This window comes from Microbacterium aurugineum, assembly GCF_023101205.1.
Lineage (GTDB): Bacteria > Actinomycetota > Actinomycetes > Actinomycetales > Microbacteriaceae > Microbacterium > Microbacterium aurugineum.
Map to the genome: position 1 here is coordinate 1,824,934 of NZ_CP078078.1, position 18,690 is coordinate 1,843,623.

20 protein-coding genes are annotated in these 18,690 nt (G+C 68.2%); 5 read left to right on the top strand and 15 right to left on the bottom strand.

All coding sequences use genetic code 11. The features are described from left to right. Window positions 1-7 precede the first annotated feature (7 nt). The 6 genes from mutM to KV397_RS08925 form a co-directional block, all read right to left on the bottom strand. On the bottom strand, window positions 8-871 hold the full coding sequence (gene mutM / locus KV397_RS08900; protein ID WP_261811104.1) for a bifunctional DNA-formamidopyrimidine glycosylase/DNA-(apurinic or apyrimidinic site) lyase: 864 nt from the start codon (window positions 869-871) through the stop codon (window positions 8-10). Continuing rightward, window positions 864-1,556: a ribonuclease III gene (gene rnc, locus KV397_RS08905; RefSeq protein ID WP_047523957.1), complete on the bottom strand. Its 693-nt coding sequence runs from the start codon at window positions 1,554-1,556 to the stop codon at window positions 864-866. Before rnc ends, mutM begins: the two co-directional genes overlap by 8 nt. Before the next feature lie 10 nt (window positions 1,557-1,566). Continuing rightward, window positions 1,567-1,776, bottom strand: a complete 210-nt coding sequence (rpmF, locus tag KV397_RS08910) for a 50S ribosomal protein L32 (protein ID WP_017830754.1) — start codon at window positions 1,774-1,776, stop codon at window positions 1,567-1,569. A gap of 2 nt (window positions 1,777-1,778) precedes the next feature. Further along, window positions 1,779-2,327, bottom strand: coding sequence for a YceD family protein (locus tag KV397_RS08915; protein WP_261811105.1), 549 nt, complete (start codon window positions 2,325-2,327; stop codon window positions 1,779-1,781). Window positions 2,328-2,398: 71 nt separating this feature from the next. Beyond that, complete coding sequence (coaD, locus tag KV397_RS08920; RefSeq protein ID WP_047523955.1) at window positions 2,399-2,896, bottom strand: pantetheine-phosphate adenylyltransferase; 498 nt, start codon at window positions 2,894-2,896, stop codon at window positions 2,399-2,401. Window positions 2,897-2,926: 30 nt separating this feature from the next. Then, window positions 2,927-5,101, bottom strand: coding sequence for an ATP-dependent DNA helicase RecG (locus KV397_RS08925; RefSeq protein ID WP_261811106.1), 2,175 nt, complete (start codon window positions 5,099-5,101; stop codon window positions 2,927-2,929). Window positions 5,102-5,162: 61 nt separating this feature from the next. Here KV397_RS08925 and rsmD point away from each other — a divergent pair, with 61 nt between their 5' ends. Further along, the gene (rsmD, locus tag KV397_RS08930) at window positions 5,163-5,780 is read left to right on the top strand and encodes a 16S rRNA (guanine(966)-N(2))-methyltransferase RsmD (protein ID WP_261811107.1); all 618 of its coding nucleotides are present in this window, start codon (window positions 5,163-5,165) and stop codon (window positions 5,778-5,780) included. Here the strand turns inward: rsmD and thiL are convergent. Further along, entirely contained in the window at window positions 5,750-6,745 is a 996-nt protein-coding gene (gene thiL, locus KV397_RS08935) for a thiamine-phosphate kinase (protein ID WP_261811108.1), read from the bottom strand. The genes rsmD and thiL overlap by 31 nt on opposite strands. Window positions 6,746-6,768: 23 nt before the next feature. Between thiL and KV397_RS08940 the strand changes: the two genes are divergently transcribed. Then, entirely contained in the window at window positions 6,769-7,254 is a 486-nt protein-coding gene (locus KV397_RS08940) for a DUF3515 domain-containing protein (protein WP_261811109.1), read from the top strand. A 21-nt stretch (window positions 7,255-7,275) separates the two neighbouring features. On the opposite strand, the gene KV397_RS08945 is transcribed toward KV397_RS08940, so the two are convergent. The 6 genes from KV397_RS08945 to leuC form a co-directional block, all read right to left on the bottom strand. After that, window positions 7,276-8,358, bottom strand: coding sequence for a D-alanine--D-alanine ligase family protein (locus tag KV397_RS08945; protein WP_261811110.1), 1,083 nt, complete (start codon window positions 8,356-8,358; stop codon window positions 7,276-7,278). Then, window positions 8,264-9,397 (bottom strand): NAD(P)H-dependent glycerol-3-phosphate dehydrogenase, encoded by a 1,134-nt coding sequence (locus KV397_RS08950; RefSeq protein WP_153243991.1) that lies wholly within the window; start codon window positions 9,395-9,397, stop codon window positions 8,264-8,266. The genes KV397_RS08945 and KV397_RS08950 overlap by 95 nt, the downstream gene beginning before the upstream one ends. Beyond that, a complete protein-coding gene (locus KV397_RS08955; RefSeq protein WP_047523948.1) occupies window positions 9,387-10,151 on the bottom strand; it encodes a lysophospholipid acyltransferase family protein in 765 nt (254 codons plus the stop codon). The genes KV397_RS08950 and KV397_RS08955 overlap by 11 nt, the downstream gene beginning before the upstream one ends. Next, window positions 10,148-11,515 carry a UDP-N-acetylglucosamine 1-carboxyvinyltransferase gene (murA, locus tag KV397_RS08960; protein WP_131490919.1) on the bottom strand — a complete coding sequence of 456 codons (1,368 nt, stop codon included), beginning with the start codon at window positions 11,513-11,515 and terminating at the stop codon, window positions 10,148-10,150. The genes KV397_RS08955 and murA overlap by 4 nt, the downstream gene beginning before the upstream one ends. A 65-nt stretch (window positions 11,516-11,580) precedes the next feature. Beyond that, the gene (leuD, locus tag KV397_RS08965; protein ID WP_047523946.1) at window positions 11,581-12,177 is read right to left on the bottom strand and encodes a 3-isopropylmalate dehydratase small subunit; all 597 of its coding nucleotides are present in this window, start codon (window positions 12,175-12,177) and stop codon (window positions 11,581-11,583) included. A gap of 3 nt (window positions 12,178-12,180) precedes the next feature. Next, the gene (leuC, locus tag KV397_RS08970) at window positions 12,181-13,626 is read right to left on the bottom strand and encodes a 3-isopropylmalate dehydratase large subunit (protein ID WP_047523945.1); all 1,446 of its coding nucleotides are present in this window, start codon (window positions 13,624-13,626) and stop codon (window positions 12,181-12,183) included. A gap of 190 nt (window positions 13,627-13,816) precedes the next feature. Here leuC and KV397_RS08975 point away from each other — a divergent pair, with 190 nt between their 5' ends. Together KV397_RS08975 and KV397_RS08980 are read left to right on the top strand one after the other, a co-directional pair. Further along, complete coding sequence (locus KV397_RS08975) at window positions 13,817-15,112, top strand: O-acetylhomoserine aminocarboxypropyltransferase/cysteine synthase family protein (RefSeq protein WP_153243989.1); 1,296 nt, start codon at window positions 13,817-13,819, stop codon at window positions 15,110-15,112. Beyond that, window positions 15,109-16,422, top strand: a complete 1,314-nt coding sequence (locus tag KV397_RS08980; RefSeq protein ID WP_153243988.1) for an LLM class flavin-dependent oxidoreductase — start codon at window positions 15,109-15,111, stop codon at window positions 16,420-16,422. Before KV397_RS08975 ends, KV397_RS08980 begins: the two co-directional genes overlap by 4 nt. Before the next feature lie 18 nt (window positions 16,423-16,440). Here the strand turns inward: KV397_RS08980 and KV397_RS08985 are convergent, their stop codons facing one another. Continuing rightward, window positions 16,441-16,938, bottom strand: coding sequence for a DUF427 domain-containing protein (locus tag KV397_RS08985; protein ID WP_131490917.1), 498 nt, complete (start codon window positions 16,936-16,938; stop codon window positions 16,441-16,443). A gap of 36 nt (window positions 16,939-16,974) precedes the next feature. Here KV397_RS08985 and KV397_RS08990 point away from each other — a divergent pair, with 36 nt between their 5' ends. Continuing rightward, window positions 16,975-17,571 (top strand): LON peptidase substrate-binding domain-containing protein, encoded by a 597-nt coding sequence (locus tag KV397_RS08990; protein ID WP_261811111.1) that lies wholly within the window; start codon window positions 16,975-16,977, stop codon window positions 17,569-17,571. 23 nt (window positions 17,572-17,594) lie between these two features. Here the strand turns inward: KV397_RS08990 and KV397_RS08995 are convergent, their stop codons facing one another. Then, window positions 17,595-18,599 (bottom strand): TerC/Alx family metal homeostasis membrane protein, encoded by a 1,005-nt coding sequence (locus KV397_RS08995; protein ID WP_131490915.1) that lies wholly within the window; start codon window positions 18,597-18,599, stop codon window positions 17,595-17,597. Window positions 18,600-18,690 lie beyond the last annotated feature (91 nt).

Consider the following 18,690-nt stretch of genomic DNA (forward strand, 5'->3'; position numbering starts at 1 on the left):
GAAGAGTTCAGCGCCGACGCTGGCAGGACGGGCAGAAATGCGACGAGCGGTTCATGAACGACACACGACGGATACTCGTGCCGCATCGTGCGCAGGGTTCTCCCTGTCGCCCGTAGGCGTTGAGGGAGTGAGCGAAGTAACCCGCCTGCCCGTTGACGTTGACGTACTGGGCGTCGAAACTCGTCCCGCCCTCGGCAAGTGCCTTCTCCAGCACGCTGCGCACTTCGGCCAGCAGCCTGCGCACCGACGGCGTCGACAGGCGGGCCGCGGGGGTCTCGGGGTGGATGCGCGCCGCCCAGAGAGACTCGTCGGCGTAGATGTTGCCGATACCGCTCACCACGCCCTGATCGAGGAGGACCCGCTTGATCGCGCTGCCACGCCGGGCGAGCGCCGCGCGGAAGGCGTCGTCATCGAAGCGGCTATCGAGCGGGTCGCGGGCGATGTGGACGACTTGGGTCGGAATCCTCGAACCGCCGTCGTCCACCAGGGCGTCGACCGCGAGCGAGCCGAAGGTGCGCTGGTCTGCGAACACGATCGCGAGTTCGCCATGTTCGGGATGCTCGATGCCGATGCGCACACGTTCGTGTCGCTCCGCGGTAGCCTCCGGCGCGCGCAGGAGCATCTGCCCACTCATCCCCAGGTGCGCGATCAACGCGGAGTCGTCATCATCGAGCGGAAGCCAGAGGAACTTCCCCCGGCGAGAGGCCGCGGCGAAACGTCGCCTCTCGAGCCGGGCGACGAAGTCCTCCGCGCCGGCGGAGTGCCGCGTGAGCGCGCGTTCATCGAACACGCTCACCGAGGTGATCAGGGATCCGACAGCGGCCGGCGCGAGGCCGGCGCGGACGACCTCGACTTCAGGGAGCTCAGGCACGCGCGCTGAGCGTGCGCCAGGCGCTGAGGGCGGCCGCCATCTCCGCGGTCTTCTTGCTGCTGCCGGTGCCGGTCATGGTCACGTCACCGACCACGACGGTCGCCGTGAAACGACGGTCATGATCGGGACCGCTCGCCTCGATCGAGTACTGGGGCGGCGTCGCACCGACGCGGGCGGCGAGTTCCTGCAGACTCGTCTTGGGATCCATCGCCGCGCCGTAGCGCTCCGGATCGGCGAGCAGTGGCTTCGTGAGACGCAGGACGAGTTCCGTGGCCGCATCCGGTCCTGCGGAGAGATAGGTGGCCCCGATCACCGCTTCCATGGTGTCGGCGAGGATCGAATCCTTATCGCGACCACCGGTCTGCTCTTCTCCGCGTCCGAGCAACAGGTGACTGCCGAGATCGATCCCCCGCGCCACCTCTGCAAGCGCGACGGTCGAGACGACGCTCGCACGTCGCTTCGCCAGCTCGCCCTCGTCGAGGTCCGGGTGCGTGGTGAACAGCATGACGGTCACCGCCTGCCCGAGCACCGAGTCGCCGAGGAACTCCAGGCGCTCGTTGTGCGGTATCCCGCCGTGCTCATACGCGTAGGAGCGGTGGGTGAGGGCCAACCCCAGAAGCTCCGCGTCGATCTCGACGCGGAGCTTATCTGGGAGAGGTCTCGTCCCCCCGGGGACCTCCGTCACGGTACGCGACTCAGACGTCGGCGACCTTGCGGCCCTTGTACTCCAGGAAGAGCTCGGTGCCCTGCGAGTCGGTGACGACCTTCGCCTGGTGCGGACGGCTGTAGACGACCTGACCGTTCTCGATGGTCTTGACGAGGGCGACGGGAGCCGCCTTCCACTGCGCGCGGCGCGAGCGGGTGTTCGAACGGGAAACCTTGCGCTTCGGGGGGTTACCAGCCATGACTAGCTCTCTTCTTTCTCGGCGGCGCGAAATTCTTCCGCGCCGTCTTGGTCTGTGATGTTCTGGAGCGCACTCCATCGAGGATCGATGGGAGCCACCTGCTCCGTTCCGGTGTTCACGGCCAGTCGCTCACCCGTTTTCGGGTCGAGACCCGGGCAATCCGGCTGACACACCGGCTGAAAAGGAAGCGACAATACGGCCGCATCCCTGACGAGAGTTTCAAGATCCACGTGGTCGTCTTGAACCTCGAAGTCAGTTTCTTCCTCACCAGGATACGCGAAAAGCTCCTGGAACTCGACTTCGACGGGCCGGGTGATGTCGATCAGGCATCTGCCGCAGACGCCGACGTATTCTGCATCGGCGGTTCCGGACACGAGAATCCCCTCGTGAACGGACTCCAGCCGCACATCGAGGGCCATCTCGGAGCCTGCTTCGAACGTCACGATGCCCTCGCCCCATGCCTCTTTGAGAGCCACGGAGAACTCGTGTTCACGCATCTCCCCCGGTCGCCGGACGATGTCGCGGACGGGGAGCACGAAGGGACCGTTCATTCGAGAGCGCACTCCGCCATGCTACCCGGGTCGCCCCAGGGTCGCGCCGAGCCCGTACTCAGGAACGGCGGTCAGATTCCGCGGGCCCCCGTGTCGAGGAAGTCTGCAACCGCCGGCGGAACGAACGGTGCGACGTCACCGCCGAGCGAGGCGACCTGACGCACCAGGGAGCTCGAGACCATCGCATGCGAGGGATCGGGCAGCAGGAACACGGTCTCGATGCCGGCGAGGTGCCGATTGACGATCGCCATCGGGGACTCGTACGCGACGTCGATCTGGGAGCGGATGCCCTTCACGAGCACACCGGCGCCGACATCGCGCGCATAGTCGACCAGCAGACCCATGGTCCATGACCCGATCACGATGTTCCCCGACATCCCGTCGTCGGCGATCGAACGCTCCAGCAGCGACAGGCGCTGTGCGATCGGGAGCATCGCCTCCTTGCCCGGGTTGTGCACCACGAGCACGTGCAGCTCGTCGTACAGGGCCGCGGCCCGACGGATCACATCGAGATGACCCAGGGTCGGCGGATCGAAGGAACCCGGGACGACGGCGATCCTGCTGCTCATGCCACCAGCCTAGGGCACCTCGCGCGCACCTCAGTTCTTCGCGAGCGCCGCACGGTCCTCGTCACTCACCCGGCGGGCGATGGCCTTACGCAGGCCCGGATGCGCCTCGAGAGCGGGGTCTGCAACGAGGATCGTCTCGGCCAGTTCACGCGCTCGGGTGATGAGACCCGCATCCTTCACGACACGGAGAAGCTTCAGCGAGGAACGCACGCCGGCTTGTGCCGCGCCGAGCACATCTCCCTCGCCGCGCAGTTCCAGATCGACCTCCGCCAGAGCGAAACCGTCGAGCGTCGCCGCGACCGCGTCGACGCGTTCTCGCGCGAGGGACCCGGATTCCGCTTCCGTGACCAGCAAGCAGAGACCAGGCACGCCGCCACGGCCGACGCGCCCTCGCAGCTGATGCAGCTGGGACACACCGAACCTGTCGGCATCGAGCACGATCATCGTCGATGCATTCGGCACATCGACGCCGACCTCGATGACCGTGGTCGCCAGGAGCAGATCGATGTCACCGCGCGCGAACGCCTGCATCACCGCATCCTTCTCTTCCGAAGGCATCCGGCCGTGGAGCACGGCACGACGGATCCCGCCGAGCGTCGGATGCGTCGCCAGCGCCTCATCGAGCTGCACCACCCCCCACCGGGGGCCGGAGGCCCCATCGGGGGCGAGAGGCGGCTGCTCACCGGCCTCCGCGGTCTTCTTGGCGGTATCGATCGCGGCGCACACGGCGAAGACCTGGCGGCCCTGCGCGATCTCCTCTGCCGCGCGCTCCCAGACCCGGTTGAACCATCCCGGGTGCTCGGCCAGCGGTGCCACGAAGGACTCGATGCCTGCGCGGCCGGCCGGCATCGTCCGGATGACCGAGGTGTCGAGGTCGCCGAACACCGTCATCGCCACCGTTCGCGGGATCGGCGTCGCCGTGAGGACCAGTGCGTGCGGACTCGACCCCTTGGCGCGAAGTGCCTCACGCTGTTCGACGCCGAAGCGGTGCTGCTCGTCCACCACCACGAGGCCGAGATCGGCGAAGGTGGTCTTCTCCCCCAGCAAGGCGTGCGTGCCGACCACGATGAGCGCCTGACCCGAGGCGACCCGGAGGGCGGCCTTGCGTCTCTCGGCAGCGGGAAGCTGCCCGGTCAGCAGCGTGGGCATCAGCAGCGGTGCCAGTTCCGGGCCCAGCATCTTCGCGATCGAACGCAGATGTTGGCCGGCCAGAACTTCAGTGGGGGCGATCAGAGCGGCCTGGCCTCCGCTCTCGGCGACCTGCAGCATCGCCCGCAGCGCGACGAGGGTCTTACCCGAACCGACCTCACCCTGGACGAGCCGGTTCATCGGCCAGGATCCGATCAGGTCGGCCGCGATCTGCGCGCCGACCGTCTCCTGATCGGGCGTCAGCGTGTAGGGCATCGCCGCGTCGAAGCGCTCCAGGAGTCCGCCGGGACCGGCTGGACGGGCCGTCGCCGAGAGCGCCCGGACCGCATCCCGCTGCTGCAGGAGCGCCGTCTGCAAAGTGAGAGCCTCATGCATCCGGAGAGTGCGGACCGCCGGATCGATGTCGTTGCGCGTCCGCGGGCGGTGGATACGTTCGAGCGCCTCGCCGGCCGTGAGCAGCTCTTCGCTCTCGCGGATGTCCTTCGTCAGCGGGTCGGGCACCTCGGCGAGGTCGTCCAGCACCCGTCCGATGAGCCGGGCGATCTGCCAGGTCTGGATCGTCGAGGTGGCCGGATAGATCGGGATGGGAACAGCCGCACGCGCGTCTGCGCTCCGCCGCGCGGAGTCTTCATCGTCGAAGAGCTCGTACTCCGGATGCGCGAACTGCGTCACTCCGTTGAACTCTCCGACCTTTCCGGAGAACACTCCCCGCCGTCCGACGGCGAGATCTTTGGAGCGCCATTCGGCTGCCCCGACGTTCTTCGCGAAGAACGTAAGCGACATGCGTCCGATGCCGTCTCCGATCACGACGTCGACCATGGCTCCCGGACGGTTGCGCATGCGCCGGAAGCTCGAGGAGAGCACCTCTGCCACGATGGTCACCGTCTCTCCGAGCGGCAGATCACGGATCGGGGTGAGCTCACCCGGGTCGGCGTACCGGCGCGGGTAGTGCGCCAGGAGGTCACCGACGCTCCGCATGGCGAACGCACGACCGAGCGTCTTGGCAGACGCCGCGCCGAGCGCATCCTCCAGCGACGAATCGAGCGAGAGCGACATGCTCCGAGTCTAGGGAACCCGACCGACACCGGCCGTACCCCGGCTGTCGTATCGTGAACGGGTGACGAGGATCATCGCGGGCAGAGCCAGGGGCACTCGACTCGAAGTACCCGGTGCGGGAACGCGCCCCACCAGCGACCGTGTGCGTGAGTCGCTCTTCGGCGCACTCGAGTCACTGAGTGCCATCGACGGAGCCCGGGTCCTCGACCTGTATGCAGGATCCGGTGCTCTCGGCCTCGAGTCGCTGAGCCGGGGCGCGGCGTCGGCGGAGTTCGTGGAGCGCGGACGACAGGCTGCCGCGATCGTGCGCCGCAATGCCGCGGCCGTGGCGAAGGCCGGCGGCATGGCGCCGGGCCATGTGCACGAGGGCGCGGTCCGCACGTTCCTGCAGCGGGCGACCGGCCCCTTCGATCTGGTCTTCAGCGATCCGCCGTACGACCTCGACGATGCCGCGATGACAGCGGATCTCGTCGCGCTCGCGCCGCTCCTGTCCCCCGATGCCGTCGTCGTGGTCGAACGTGCACGCCGATCCACGCCACCGGACTTTCCCGCCGCCGGCCTCGACCTGTTCCGGGAGAAGACCTACGGCGACACCGCACTCTGGTGGGCCGAGCCCCGGGCGGACGACGAGCCGAAGAAGTCCGACGCTCAGCCCGAGACCGAGTCCCAGTCGCGATAGGGGTCCCACCCGCTGACCTCGACCGGCGAACCGTCGCACAGCAGGTCCTCCTCGCCGCGCGGAAGCACCCGTCCGATCGCACGGAAGCCCGGCGGAAGCGCATCCGCGGGGAAAGTCGCGAGCAGCGCATGGTCCTCGCCACCGGCGATCGCACGCTCGGGGTCATCACCGAGTGTCTCGCGGTCGAGCGCGATGGTGACCTCGGAGGCCGCAGCCATCCGCCGGGCGTCGAGGGCGAGCCCGTCCGACACATCCATCATCGCGCTGGCGCCGGCCGATGCTGCGACCGCACCGAGTCCGATCGGCGGAGAGGGGCGCAATTGCGCGGCCACCGCCGCGCTCTCCCCTGCGGCGAGCATCGCCGGGTCGACCGCCACCGGCACGTCTCCGTCACGAAAGCGTCCGAACAGCACCGCCAGTCCGTGAGCGGCGTGACCGAGTTCTCCCGCCACCGCGACGACGTCGCCAGGACGCGCCCCGCTGCGGGTCACCGGCGCTCTGCCTTCGAGATCTCCGAGCGCCGTCACAGCGACCGTCAGCACATCCGACACCGTCAGATCCCCTCCGACGACCGCACAACCGGGCGCGAGGGCGTCACAGGCGTCCCGGAAGCCGTCTGCGAGCCTTTCCACGAAGGAGAGTCGGAGATCGGCGGGCACGGCCAACGCGACGAGGAGTGCCGTCGGACGTGCGCCCATCGCAGCGACATCCGCCAGATTCACGGCCGCGGCCTTCCAGCCGAGGTCGTATCCGCTCGACCAGGCAAGGCGGAAGTCGGGTCCGTGCACCAGGGTGTCGGTCGTCGCGACCACACTGCCCGAGGGGGTCGCCACGACCGCGGCATCGTCCCCCGGGCCGATGAGGGCGTGCGAGGCGGAAGACGTTCGGCTCAGGATCGCGTGGAGGATGCGTCCTTCGGAGACATCGCCGAGGCGTGGATCGTCGGCGTCGGGTCGGGAGGGCATGCTGTCAACGGTAGCCTGGAAGCATGCCTCGTTCCGGTCGCCTCGCTGCCCTCGCAGGCGCGGTGACCCTCTCCGCCGTCCTCTCCGGTTGCGCGACGACCGTGCACCTCGAACCGGCCGACGATGCGAACAATCCCGCATGCGCCTCGGTGTCAGTCCTGCTGCCCGACAACGTCGCCGGTCTCGACCGCGTGTGGACGGATGCCCAGGCAACCGGTGCGTGGGGCGAGCCCACCGCGGTCGCGCTGCGCTGCGGCGTCGAGCCGCCGGCTCCCTCCGCCCTCGTGTGCACCACGCTGGGGGGCGTCGATTGGCTGGTCCTCGAGCAGGAGGAGGAACGTCAGCGCCTCGTCACCTACGGCCGGGATCCCGCGGTCGAGCTGAACATCCGGCGCGGCGAGCAGATTGACTTCCAGTCGATCGTGGACTCGATCTCGCAGAGCATCCAGTCCGGGCTCGCCCCGGCCACGGCGAAGTGCACCGATCGGGTCGAGTTCCCCGCGAGCTGATCGCCACGGGGAACTCGATGTTCAGCGGCGGAGGCCCGCTTCGACCAGCTCGGTGATCAGTTCGCCGTAGCTCAGCCCCGAGGCGACCCAGCATTTCGGGAACATCGAGATCGGCGTGAAGCCGGGCATCGTGTTCAGCTCGTTGACGACCAACTCGCCCGTCGGGGTCAGGAACATGTCGACCCGGGCGAGTCCCCGGCCGTCCACCGCGTCGAACGCGCGGATACCCGCCTGCTGGATCGCCGCGGTCTCGGCATCGGTCAGCTCCGCCGGGCACACGACATCGACGCCGTCGCCGCCGAGGTACTTGCCCTCGAAGTCGTAGAAGCCGCGGGACGTCAGCACGATCTCGCCCGGCAGAGACGCCCGGACCCCGTCGGCGCCCTCGAGGACGGCGACTTCGATCTCGCGACCGCTCACGCCGGTCTCGATCAGCACCTTGTCGTCTTCCGCGAAGGCCACGGCCAGCGCGGCGTCGAGCTCGTCCGCGGTGTCGACCTTCGACACGCCCACGCTCGAACCGGCGCGCGCCGGCTTCACGAACAGCGGCAGACCGAGCGCGGCGGCACGGCGGCGTACGTCTGCGGCGTCCCCGTCCCATTCCCGGCGGCGCACGGTCACCCACGGGGCGACGGCGATGCCCGCGGCCTGGAGGGCGATCTTCATGAAGTGCTTATCCATGCAGAGCGCGGAGTCGAGCACGCCGCCGCCCGCATACGGGACCTCGAGGGTGTCGAAGTAGCCCTGGATCGTGCCGTCCTCGCCGTGCGGTCCGTGCAGGATGGGCAGCACCACATCGATCTCGCCGAAGCCTTCGACCGAGCCGTCCGCCTGCACGACGCGCAGTGTGCGGTCACCACCCGGCTCGGGCCACAGCACACGAGTGCCGTTGTCGACGACCTCCGGGAGATGCGCCGCATCCAGCGGGAACTTCGCGGGATCGTCGTCTTCCAGCACGAATGCACCCTCGCGGGTGATGCCCACCGGGATCACGGCATACCGGTCGCGATCAATCGCTCCCAGCACGCCCCCCGCCGTTGCGGAACTGATCGAATGCTCGCTGGAGCGCCCGCCGAAGAGCACCACCACCGTCTGCTTGTCCATGGTTGGTCCTCTCACCCTGCGGGGTGTCGTCGTCCGTCGTCAGGTGGGGTGCGATGTCCCGCGGATCCATCTTGCCGTCGAGCACCATCTTCACCTGCTCGACGATGGGCATGTCGACCTCGGCTTCGCGTGCGAGCTGCAGGATCGGAGCGACGGAGGCGAGACCTTCCGCCGTCTGCTGCATCTGCTTCACGACGTCCTGGAAGCTGTACCCCTGGCCGAGCAGGCGTCCCGCCGTGTTGTTCCTGCTCAGCGGCGACTGGCACGTGGCGATCAGGTCGCCGAGACCGGCCAGGCCCTGGAGCGTCTCCGGATGCGCACCGTTGGCCACCGCGAAGTCCGTCATCTCGACGAGTCCGCGCGTGATGATCGATGCCTTCGTGTTCTCCCCGTACCCGACGCCGTCGACGATGCCGATGGCGACCGCGATCAGGTTCTTGAGGACGCCGCCGAACTCCGTGCCGATCACGTCGGTGTTCACGAAGGTGCGGAAATACTGGTTGCGAGCCGCGCGCGCGACGACATCGGCCGTCTCTTGACTGCGGGAGGAGATCACGGCTGCGGTGGGCTGCTCCCGCGCGATCTCCAGTGCGAGGTTCGGCCCCGATGCCACGGCGATGCGGTCGGGATCGCAGCGGAGTTCCTGCTGGATCACCTGGCTCATGCGAAGACCCGTGCCGCGTTCGACGCCCTTCATGAGGCTGATGACCTTGGTGTCGCTGTCGGCGAGCAACGGGCGCAGCGCCTTCAGGTTCTCGCGGAGCGACTGGCTCGGCACCGACAGGTATACCTGTTCCACGCCGTCGAGCGATGTCGCGAGTTCGTGGGTGGCCGCCATCGTCCGCGGGAGATTGATGCCCGGGAGGTAGCGTGAATTGCGCTTGGCCTCGTTGATCTCGTGCGCGAGTTCTGCACGCCGGGCCCACATCGTGACGTGTGCGCCGCCGTCGGCGAGGATCTTGCCGAAGGTCGTCCCCCAGCTGCCGGCGCCGATCACCGTGACGCGCGGTCCGCTCGGAACGGTTCTCTTAGGAGTCAAGGCGCCCGGTCTCCTTCTGGCCGTGGTTCGCGGGGTTCCATCGCTCCGCCGGGGCCTTCTCGTCTCGAAGCTCCTCGAGCAGAGCGGTGATGGCGTTCATGAGTCGATCGGTGGCTTCATTGAGGGCAGCAGGCTCGCCCGCACGTTCACGCAGATCCGCGACATCGACCGGATCTCCGATGAGCACGCGGACCGGCTTGCGCAGCGGCCAGAGGCTGAGACCCTTCTGATAGCGCCCCATGATCGCCTGGGTTCCCCACTGGGCCATCGGGATCAGCGGGATGCCGTCGGCGAGTGCCAGACGCACCGCGCCCGACTTGCCGCGCATCGGCCACAGCTCGGGATCACGTGTGAGCGTGCCCTCGGGGTACACGATCACACCCCGACCGTGCTCGACGAGCTCTTCCGACTGCTTCATCGTCTGCCGAGCGGACGCGGCCGATGAAGTGCGAGCGACCGGGATCATCCCGGTGCGGCGCAGGAACCAGCCGAGCACCGGCACCCTGAAGAGGCTTTCCTTGGCCATGAAGCGCGGCGCACGACCGGCGCGCCAGACGGCGACGGCGACGATGAGCGGATCGAACTCCGAGTAGTGGTTCGGGGCCAGCACGAACGAGCCCTCACGCGGCAGCTTCTCCGCCCCGCGGACGCGGATCTTCGCGATCAGGGAGACCGGAGGGATCACCAGCGCCGCGAGCGGCCAGAAAATGCTCGGGCGCTTCGTCTCCGATGATCGGGACGCCACTTCGGTCACCGGATGACGTCGAAGTCGGCGCCGAGCGCGTCGAGCTTGGCGAGGAACTTCTCGTAGCCGCGGCTGAGGATGTCGACGCCGGACACCTTCGACTCCCCGGTGGCGGTCAGCGCCGCGATGACGTGGCTGTAGCCGCCGCGAAGGTCGGGGACCACGATGTCAGCGCCGTGCAGCGGCGTGGGGCCGGTGACGACGGCGGCCTGCTCGAGGTCGCGACGCGGGACCCGACGCGGGCCGTCCTGGAGACCCCGGGGGTGGACGACGATGTCGGCGCCCATCTTGACCAGCGCATCGGTGAAGCCCATCCGGTTCTCGTACACGGTCTCGTGCACGACGGAGCGACCGTGTGCCTGGGTGAGCGCGACGACCAGCGGCTGCTGCCAGTCGGTCATGAAGCCGGGGTGCACATCGGTCTCGATCACGACGGGCTTGATCTCGCCGTCGCGACGGAAGAGGATGCCGTCTTCCTGGATGTCGAACCAGCCGCCCGCCTTGCGGAAGACGTTGAGGAACGTCAGCATCTCCTGCTGCTTGGCGCCGCCGACGAAGATCTCGCCGTCAGTGGCCAGCGCGGCGGAGGCCCAGGATGCCGCCTCGTTGCGGTCGAAGATCGACCGGTGGTCGTAGCCGCGGAGCTTCTCGACGCCCTCGATCACGATGACGCGGTTCGGCTCGTAGGAGATGATCGCGCCCATCTTCTGCAGCACGGCGATCAGGTCCATGATCTCGGGCTCGATGGCTGCGTTGCGCAGCTCCGTGACCCCCTCGGCGCGGACGGCCGTGAGCAGAACCTGCTCGGTCGCGCCGACGCTCGGGTACGGGAGATGGATGTTGGCGCCGTGCAGCCGCGTTCCCCCGGTCGAGAGGCGGATGCCGCTGGGGAGCTTCTCGACGATCGCGCCGAACTTGCGCAGTGCGTCCAGGTGGAAGTCGATGGGGCGGTCGCCGATGCGGCACCCGCCGAGGTCGGGGATGAACGCCTGTCCGAGACGGTGCAGCAACGGGCCGCAGAACAGGATCGGGATACGGGAGGCCCCCGCGTGCGCGTCGATCTCCTCGAAGTGTGCGGACTCCACGTCGCTGGGGTCGAACACGAGCGAGCCGGGCTCGTCGCCCTCGGAGACCCTGACGCCGTGCACCTCGAGCAGCGAACGCACGACGGCGACATCGCTGATGGCGGGGACGTCGCGCAGCGTGCTGACCGTCTCGCCGAGGAGGGACGCGACCATGGCCTTCGTGGCCAGGTTCTTCGCGCCCTTGACGTCGACACGGCCGCGGAGTGGACGTCCGCCTCGAATGGCGAGGACGTCTCCGGTGAGTGCAGGGACTCCGTCCGGAAGAGCGTCGCGCACAGGTGTCGTCATTCGGAGCCTCACTTCATTTACGGATGTCGGGGGCGGGTTGCCCCTGGCTCCCCCGCCCCCACCGTCTACTGAACGGGAAGGGTCCGTGGCCGCCACGACTCGCGACGGGCCTCGAACTGCGCGATCTTGTCTTCGTTGCGCAGCGTGAGCCCGATGTCATCGAGCCCTTCGAGGAGCCGCCATCTAGTGTAATCGTCGATCCCGATGTCGGCCTGGACGTCGCCGATGGACGCCGTCCGCGCCTCGAGGTCGACGGTCATCGACACCCCGGGATTCCGGTCGATCTCGGCCCAGAAACGCTCGAGATCCTCTTCGGAGATGGTCGCCGCGAGGAGGCCCTGCTTGCCGGAGTTACCGCGGAAGATGTCGGCGAAACGAGGGCTGAGCACGACCTTGAAGCCGAAGTCGCGCAGGGCCCAGACCGCGTGCTCACGGCTGGAGCCGGTGCCGAAGTCGGGTCCGGCGAGAAGCACGGACGCGCCCTGGAACGCCGGCTGGTTGAGGACGAACTCCGGGTCCTGGCGCCATCCGTGGAACAGCGCATCCTCGAAGCCGGTCTTGGTGACCCGCTTGAGGAAGACGGCGGGGATGATCTGGTCGGTGTCCACGTTCGAGCGCTTCAACGGCGCCGCGATGCCGGTGTGAGTGGTGAACTTCTCCATGATTCAGAACCCTTCGGTCAGATCGCTCGGGCTGGACAGCGTGCCACGGATCGCGGTGGCGGCGGCGACGAGCGGCGACACGAGATGTGTGCGCCCTCCCTTGCCCTGACGGCCCTCGAAGTTGCGGTTGGATGTGGAGGCGCAGCGCTCCCCCGGCGCGAGCTGGTCGGGGTTCATGCCCAAGCACATCGAGCAGCCGGCGAAGCGCCACTCCGCTCCGAAGTCCTTGATGACCTTGTCCAAGCCCTCCGCCTCGGCCTCCAGGCGCACCCGCGCGGATCCGGGGACCACCATGACGCGGACGCCGTCCGCCTTCTTCTTGCCTTCGATGACCGAGGCGAAGGCGCGCAGGTCCTCGATGCGACTGTTCGTGCACGACCCCATGAAGACCGCATCCACCGGCACTTCCTTGAGCGGCGTGCCGGGGGTCAGGTCCATGTACTCCAGCGCACGCTCCGCCGCGGCGCGTTCGTTGGGATCGACGATCTGCGCCGGGTCCGGCACGGAGGCGGACAGCGAGCTTCCCTGACCGGGGTTGGTCCCCCAGGTCACGAACGGTTCGAGCTCGTCGGCGTCGATGAACACCTCGGCGTCGAACGTCGCGCCCTCGTCGGTCGGCAGCGTGCGCCAATAGGCGACCGCGTCCTCCCAATCCTGGCCCTTGGGCGCGTGCGGGCGCCCCTCGAGGTACGCGAAGGTCGTCTCGTCAGGGGCGACCATGCCTGCGCGCGCACCGGCCTCGATCGACATGTTGCAGATCGTCATGCGCCCCTCCATCGAAAGGGCGCGGATCGCGCTGCCGCGGTACTCGAGCACGTAGCCCTGTCCGCCACCCGTGCCGATCTTCGCGATCACCGCAAGGATGATGTCCTTCGCCGTGACCCCGGGACGCAGCGTCCCGTCGACGTTGATCGCCATCGTCTTGAACGGCTTGAGCGGAAGCGTCTGCGTGGCCATGACGTGCTCGACCTCGCTCGTGCCGATACCGAACGCCATCGCACCGAACGCCCCGTGGGTCGAGGTGTGCGAATCTCCGCAGACCACCGTGATCCCCGGCATGGTCAGACCGAGCTGCGGCCCGACGACGTGCACGATGCCCTGCTCCGCGTCACCGAGTGAATGCAGACGCACACCGAACTCCGCCGCGTTGCGTCGCAGGGTCTCGATCTGCGTGCGGCTGGTGAGGTCGGCGATCGGCTTGTCGATCTCCCAGGTCGGCGTGTTGTGGTCCTCGGTCGCGATCGTGAGGTCGAGCCGGCGCAGCGGTCGTCCTTCGGTGCGCAGCCCATCGAAGGCCTGGGGGCTCGTCACCTCGTGCACGAGGTGCAGGTCGATGTAGATCAGGTCGGGCTCGCCGTTGTCGCCCTTGACGACCAAGTGGTCGTCCCAGACCTTCTCGGCGAGTGTCCTGCGGCGTGACGGATCAGCACTGTGTGCGGGGGTGGTCATTGCGTGTCTCCTGTGGCTGACGGTTCGGCCCACGATGGACTCCGCGACGAGGAGGGGCTCTAGATCGAGGTCTCGTCGCGGCCCATAAGAAGAAGGAGCACGGTCCGCATGACGTCAGATTACCACCGCTCGGCCGTGCTCCGATCCGCCATGACACTCTGTTGAGCACCGAACGACCGAGAGGCACCGCATGACCGTCGCACACCCCCGCTTCGCCACCCGCGCGGTCCATGCGGCGCGCGACCGGGAGACCGCCGCATCGCGCGCGACACCGATCTACCTGACGGCGGGCTTCGAGTTCGACGACTTCGATCACGCGGCCGACCACTTCCGCACCGGAGCGGGCTTCGGCTACACCCGCACCGGGAACCCGACCGTCCGCGCCGTGGAACGCCAGCTCGCCGCGCTGGAGTCGGGCGCGGACGCCGTGCTCGTCGCCAGCGGCCAGGCGGCGGTCGCCACAGCCCTGCTCACCGTCGCGGCCGCCGGCGACCACATCGTGTCGTCCACGCACATCTACGAGGGCACCCGGGGCCTGCTCCTCGACAACCTCGCGCGGCTCGACATCGAGACGACGTTCATCGACGACATCGCCGACCCGGACGCCTGGCGGAGCGCGATCCGCCCGAACACCCGCGCGCTGTTCGCCGAATCGATCGCGAACGCCCGCAACGACGTGCTCGACATCCGCGCCGTCAGCACCGTCGGGGAAGAGTTCGCGATCCCGCTGATCGTCGACAACACCCTCGCGACACCGGCGATTCTGCGCCCTCTGGAACACGGCGCCGCGATCGTGGTCCACTCGGCGTCGAAGTTCCTCGCCGGGCATGGTTCCGTGCTGGGTGGCGTGATCGTCGACGACGGACGCTTCGACGCCGAAGGCGCAGGCCACAACGCGCCCCATCTCGTGCTCCCGGGCCGCGGCGACGCGCCCAGCGTCTTCGCGCGCCACGGAGGCCGCGCTCGCATCGCCTATGCCCGGGAGTCGGTGGCTCCGCGATTCGGCGCCTCGCCCTCCCCGTTCAATGCGTTCCTGATCGGCCAGGGCGTGGAAACACTCGGACTGCGCGTGGAGCGGCAATCCCGCAGCGCCCTGCAGATCGCCCGCTGGCTCGAAGAGCATCCGGAGGTGGAAAGCGTCGACTACGTCGGCCTGCCGTCGCACCCTGACCACGCGACCGCGAACCGGTACCTGGAAGGCGGATTCGGCTCGGTGTTCACGTTCACGCTCCGGGGCGGCCTCCCGGCAGCACGACGATTCGTCGAGCAGGTGCAGGTGTTCACGCACATGACGCACCTCGGCGATGTGCGATCCCTGGTCCTGCACCCCGGGACGACGAGCCATGCTCAGCGCACCGAGCAGGAGCGCGAGGGGCTCGGCGTGCGTGCGGGCACGCTCCGGCTCTCGGTGGGCATCGAGGACCTCGACGACCTCCTCTCGGATCTGGCACAGGTGCTCGAGGGCGTGCGGGAGACGGTGGCATGAGCCGCCTTCAGCACTTCGGCTGGTTCCTCGCCCGCGGCTTCGGGCCGCAGGGCTGGGGGTACCCGTCCCTCGACTGGGATTACGACTGGACGCGTCCCGAGGTCTATCAGGAGGCGGCACGGACGCTCGAGCAGGCGGGGTTCGACCTGGTCATCATCGAGGACGCGCCGTCGCTGGGTTCGCCCTCGACGATCGACCTGCGCGTGCGCCACGCGTTCGGCGGGCCGAAGCACGATCCGCTGCTGTTGGCCCCCTACCTCTTCCAGGCGACGAGGCATCTCGGTGTGGTGCCGACCGTGAACCCTGCGGCGCACCTCCCCTATACAGCGGCGCGCCAGTTCGCGACCCTGCAGCACGCGAGCGGACATCGGCTGGGACTCAACGTGGTCACCGACACCGGCAGCGCGCGTCACTTCTCCGACGCCCCGCAGCTCGGCCACGACGAGGCGTACGACCGCGCCGAGGAATGGCTCGCCGGGATCCGTGCCCTGTGGCACAGCTGGGAGGACGGCGCCCTCATCGCCGATCGCGCGACCGACGTGTTCGCCGACGGCTCGCGGCTGCGCGCTGTCGAGCACCGTGGCGAGCACTTCGCCTTCGACGGCCCGCTCAACGCCCTCCCCTTCACCGACGGCGACCCTGCGATCGTCTCCCCCGGAGGTTCCGGTCGCGGGCTCGGGTTCGCGGGCGCGAACTCCGATGTGCAACTCGCCCTCGCACCGCTGAACGAGAAGTCGGTGCGCGACTACCGCTCCCGGGTGCACGCGGCTGCCGTCGCCGAAGGACGACGCCCCGAGGACGTCAAGGTCCTGTTCGCCATCCAACCCGTGATCACGCCGTCGCGCGAAGAGGCGGATCGCGTCGTGGCGGCCTCCGCGCACCCCGACGACGGAGCACTCCTGCAGATCGCCCGCAAGCAGTCCAGCGATCTCGAGACCGATCTGACCTCCCTCGATCTCGACGAACCCCTGCCTCCCTCGCTCTTCGGCTCCCACGTCTCGCGCGGCAGCATTCAGCGTCTGATCGGCGACCGTGGAGAGGACGCCCCGTTGCGCGCGCACCTGACGGCGCTCGCCCGGACCGGACGGATCAGCGATCGGACGGGCTTCGTCGGAACCGCGGACGAGTTCGCCGACCTGATCGAAGAGCTCGGCGAATGGGGCAACGATGGCGTGCTGCTGTGGGGAGACTTCCATCCGGTCACGCTGCATCGCACGCTCGACGAGCTCGTGCCGATCCTGCGCCGTCGCGGCATCCTCCGCCGGGAGTACTCGCACGGCGGCCTGCAGGCGAACCTGCACGCGTTCTGACCGGCCGTCAGGCGACCGTCACCAGCCCAGCGAGCCCGGCCCGCCTTTGAAGGGACCGACGACGGACGAGGTGACCCACCCGCCGTAGTACCCGCCGGGTTGCGGTACCACGACCTCGCCGCCGACCGTGCACTCGTCCATCGGTGCGGCGTAGACGGCGACCCGATCGGTCAGCATCTCGAAGCCCGGAGAGGGATGCGGGTAGTTCCAGGCCGCCCCCTGGCGCAGGGTGTCTCCGCTGCGCACGTCGAAGTAACGGGCGGCCCCCTTGAACTCGCAGAACGACGAGCCCGAGGCCTCGACCAGTGCGCCGGGGACGAAGTCGGCCATCGGAAGGTAATACACCGGAGGGTGACTCGTCTCCAGCACACGCACGGCATCGCGGGTGTCAGCGATCAGGTTCCCCGCAAGGCGGATGGTGATGCGCTCGCCGACGGGCTCGACGCGCGGCGGCCTCGGGTAGTCCCAGACGGACTCCTGACCGGCGGCGGGGATTTCGGGGCGAGGTCTGCGCATCTGTTCACTGTACGTCTCTCGGTGTTGACTGGTGCCATGACCGCCCTCCCGATGTTCCCGCTCGGCTCGGTGCTGTTCCCGTACACCCCGCTTCCGCTCCGCGTGTTCGAGCCGCGCTATCTCACCTTGATCGGGCGGATTCTGGACGAGGATGACCCGCGATTCGGTGTCGTTCTCATCGAACGCGGCCAGGAGGTCGGTGGGGGCGACCAGCGCCGTCGCATCGGGACGACCGCGCGGCTGGTCAGCATCTCCACCGGCGCTGACGCGCTGGTCGCCGTCGCCGTCGGCACCGAACGGTTCTCGGTCGACGAGTGGCTGGCTGACGAGCCATATCCCCGAGCCGAGGTCACGCCGCTGCCGGAGCTCGACTGGAACGACCAGCTCACCCCGATGCGCACGGAGGCCGAGGCCATCGTGCGGCGCACCCTCGCGCGCGCCCCCGAGGCCCCGTGGGATTCCGGCACGGAGCTCTCGGACGATCCGATCGCCGCGGCATGGCAGCTCGCGGCGATCGCACCTCTCGGCGAGTACGACAGATACGCCCTCTTGCAGTCCGCCACAGTCGGGTCGCTGCTCCGTCAGATCATCGACCTCACGCTCGAGGCCGAGCTTCTGTGGTCAGACGAGTGAGACGTCGCTGACGCTGACGGAGCTCACTCCGCCGGCGTCGCGACCCTCGCCGCTCGCTTCTCCCGCGAGGAGGCGATCAGGCTCGCGATCGTCGCGATGGTCATCGACGCCAGGATCACCCCGAGCGAGACCATGTTGCTGATGTCGGGCACCCATTCGACGTGCTCGCCGCCGTTGATGAACGGCAGCTCGTTGACGTGCAGGGCGTGGAGGATCAGCTTGACACCGATGAAGCCCAGGATGACGGCGATGCCGTAGTGCAGGTAGCGGAGACGGTCGAGCAGGTCGCCGAGCAGGAAGTAGAGCTGACGAAGACCCATGAGCGCGAAGATGTTGGCAGCGAAGACGAGGAATCCGTTGGTCGTGATCTCGAAGATCGCGGGGATGGAGTCGATCGCGAAGATCAGGTCCGTCACTCCGATGGTGATGAAGACGATGACCATCGGGGTCCACATGCGCTTGCCGTCCACCGTGGTGCGGATCTTGGACCCGTCGTACGTCTCGCTGATGTCGATCCGACGCCGCAGCAGGCGGACGACGAAGTTCTCGCGCTGCACCTCACCCTCGTGGTCTCCGTCCGGCATGGCCTGACGGATCGCCGTCCAGATGAGGAACGCCCCGAAGATGTAGAAGATCGGCGAGAAGTTCTCGACGATCGCGACGCCCGCGAGGATGAACAGGCCACGCAGGATGAGGGCGATGATGATGCCGACCATCAGCACCTGCTGCTGGAGACGTCGCGGCACCGCGAACTGAGCCATGATCAGCACGAACACGAACAGGTTGTCGATCGACAGGCTGTATTCCAGTGCCCAGCCGGTGATGAAGTCACCCGCATTCTGCCAGCCGCCGACGTTGCCGAGGAGCACGGCGAAGAGGAGCGCGAGGCCGACGTAGAACACCACCCAGAGGGTGGACTCCTTCGTGGACGGGATGTGCGGCCGCAGCCGGATGAGCAGCAGATCGGCGATCAGGATGATCGTGAGGACGACCATCGACGTGATCTCGAACCAGACGGGGATTTCCAACGGCGCACTGCACCTTTCGCGAAGGGTCGGGAATGACTCGAAAGTCTCTCCCCCGCACAGTGGTGCGTCGCGCGCCCGGAGCAACGATGAC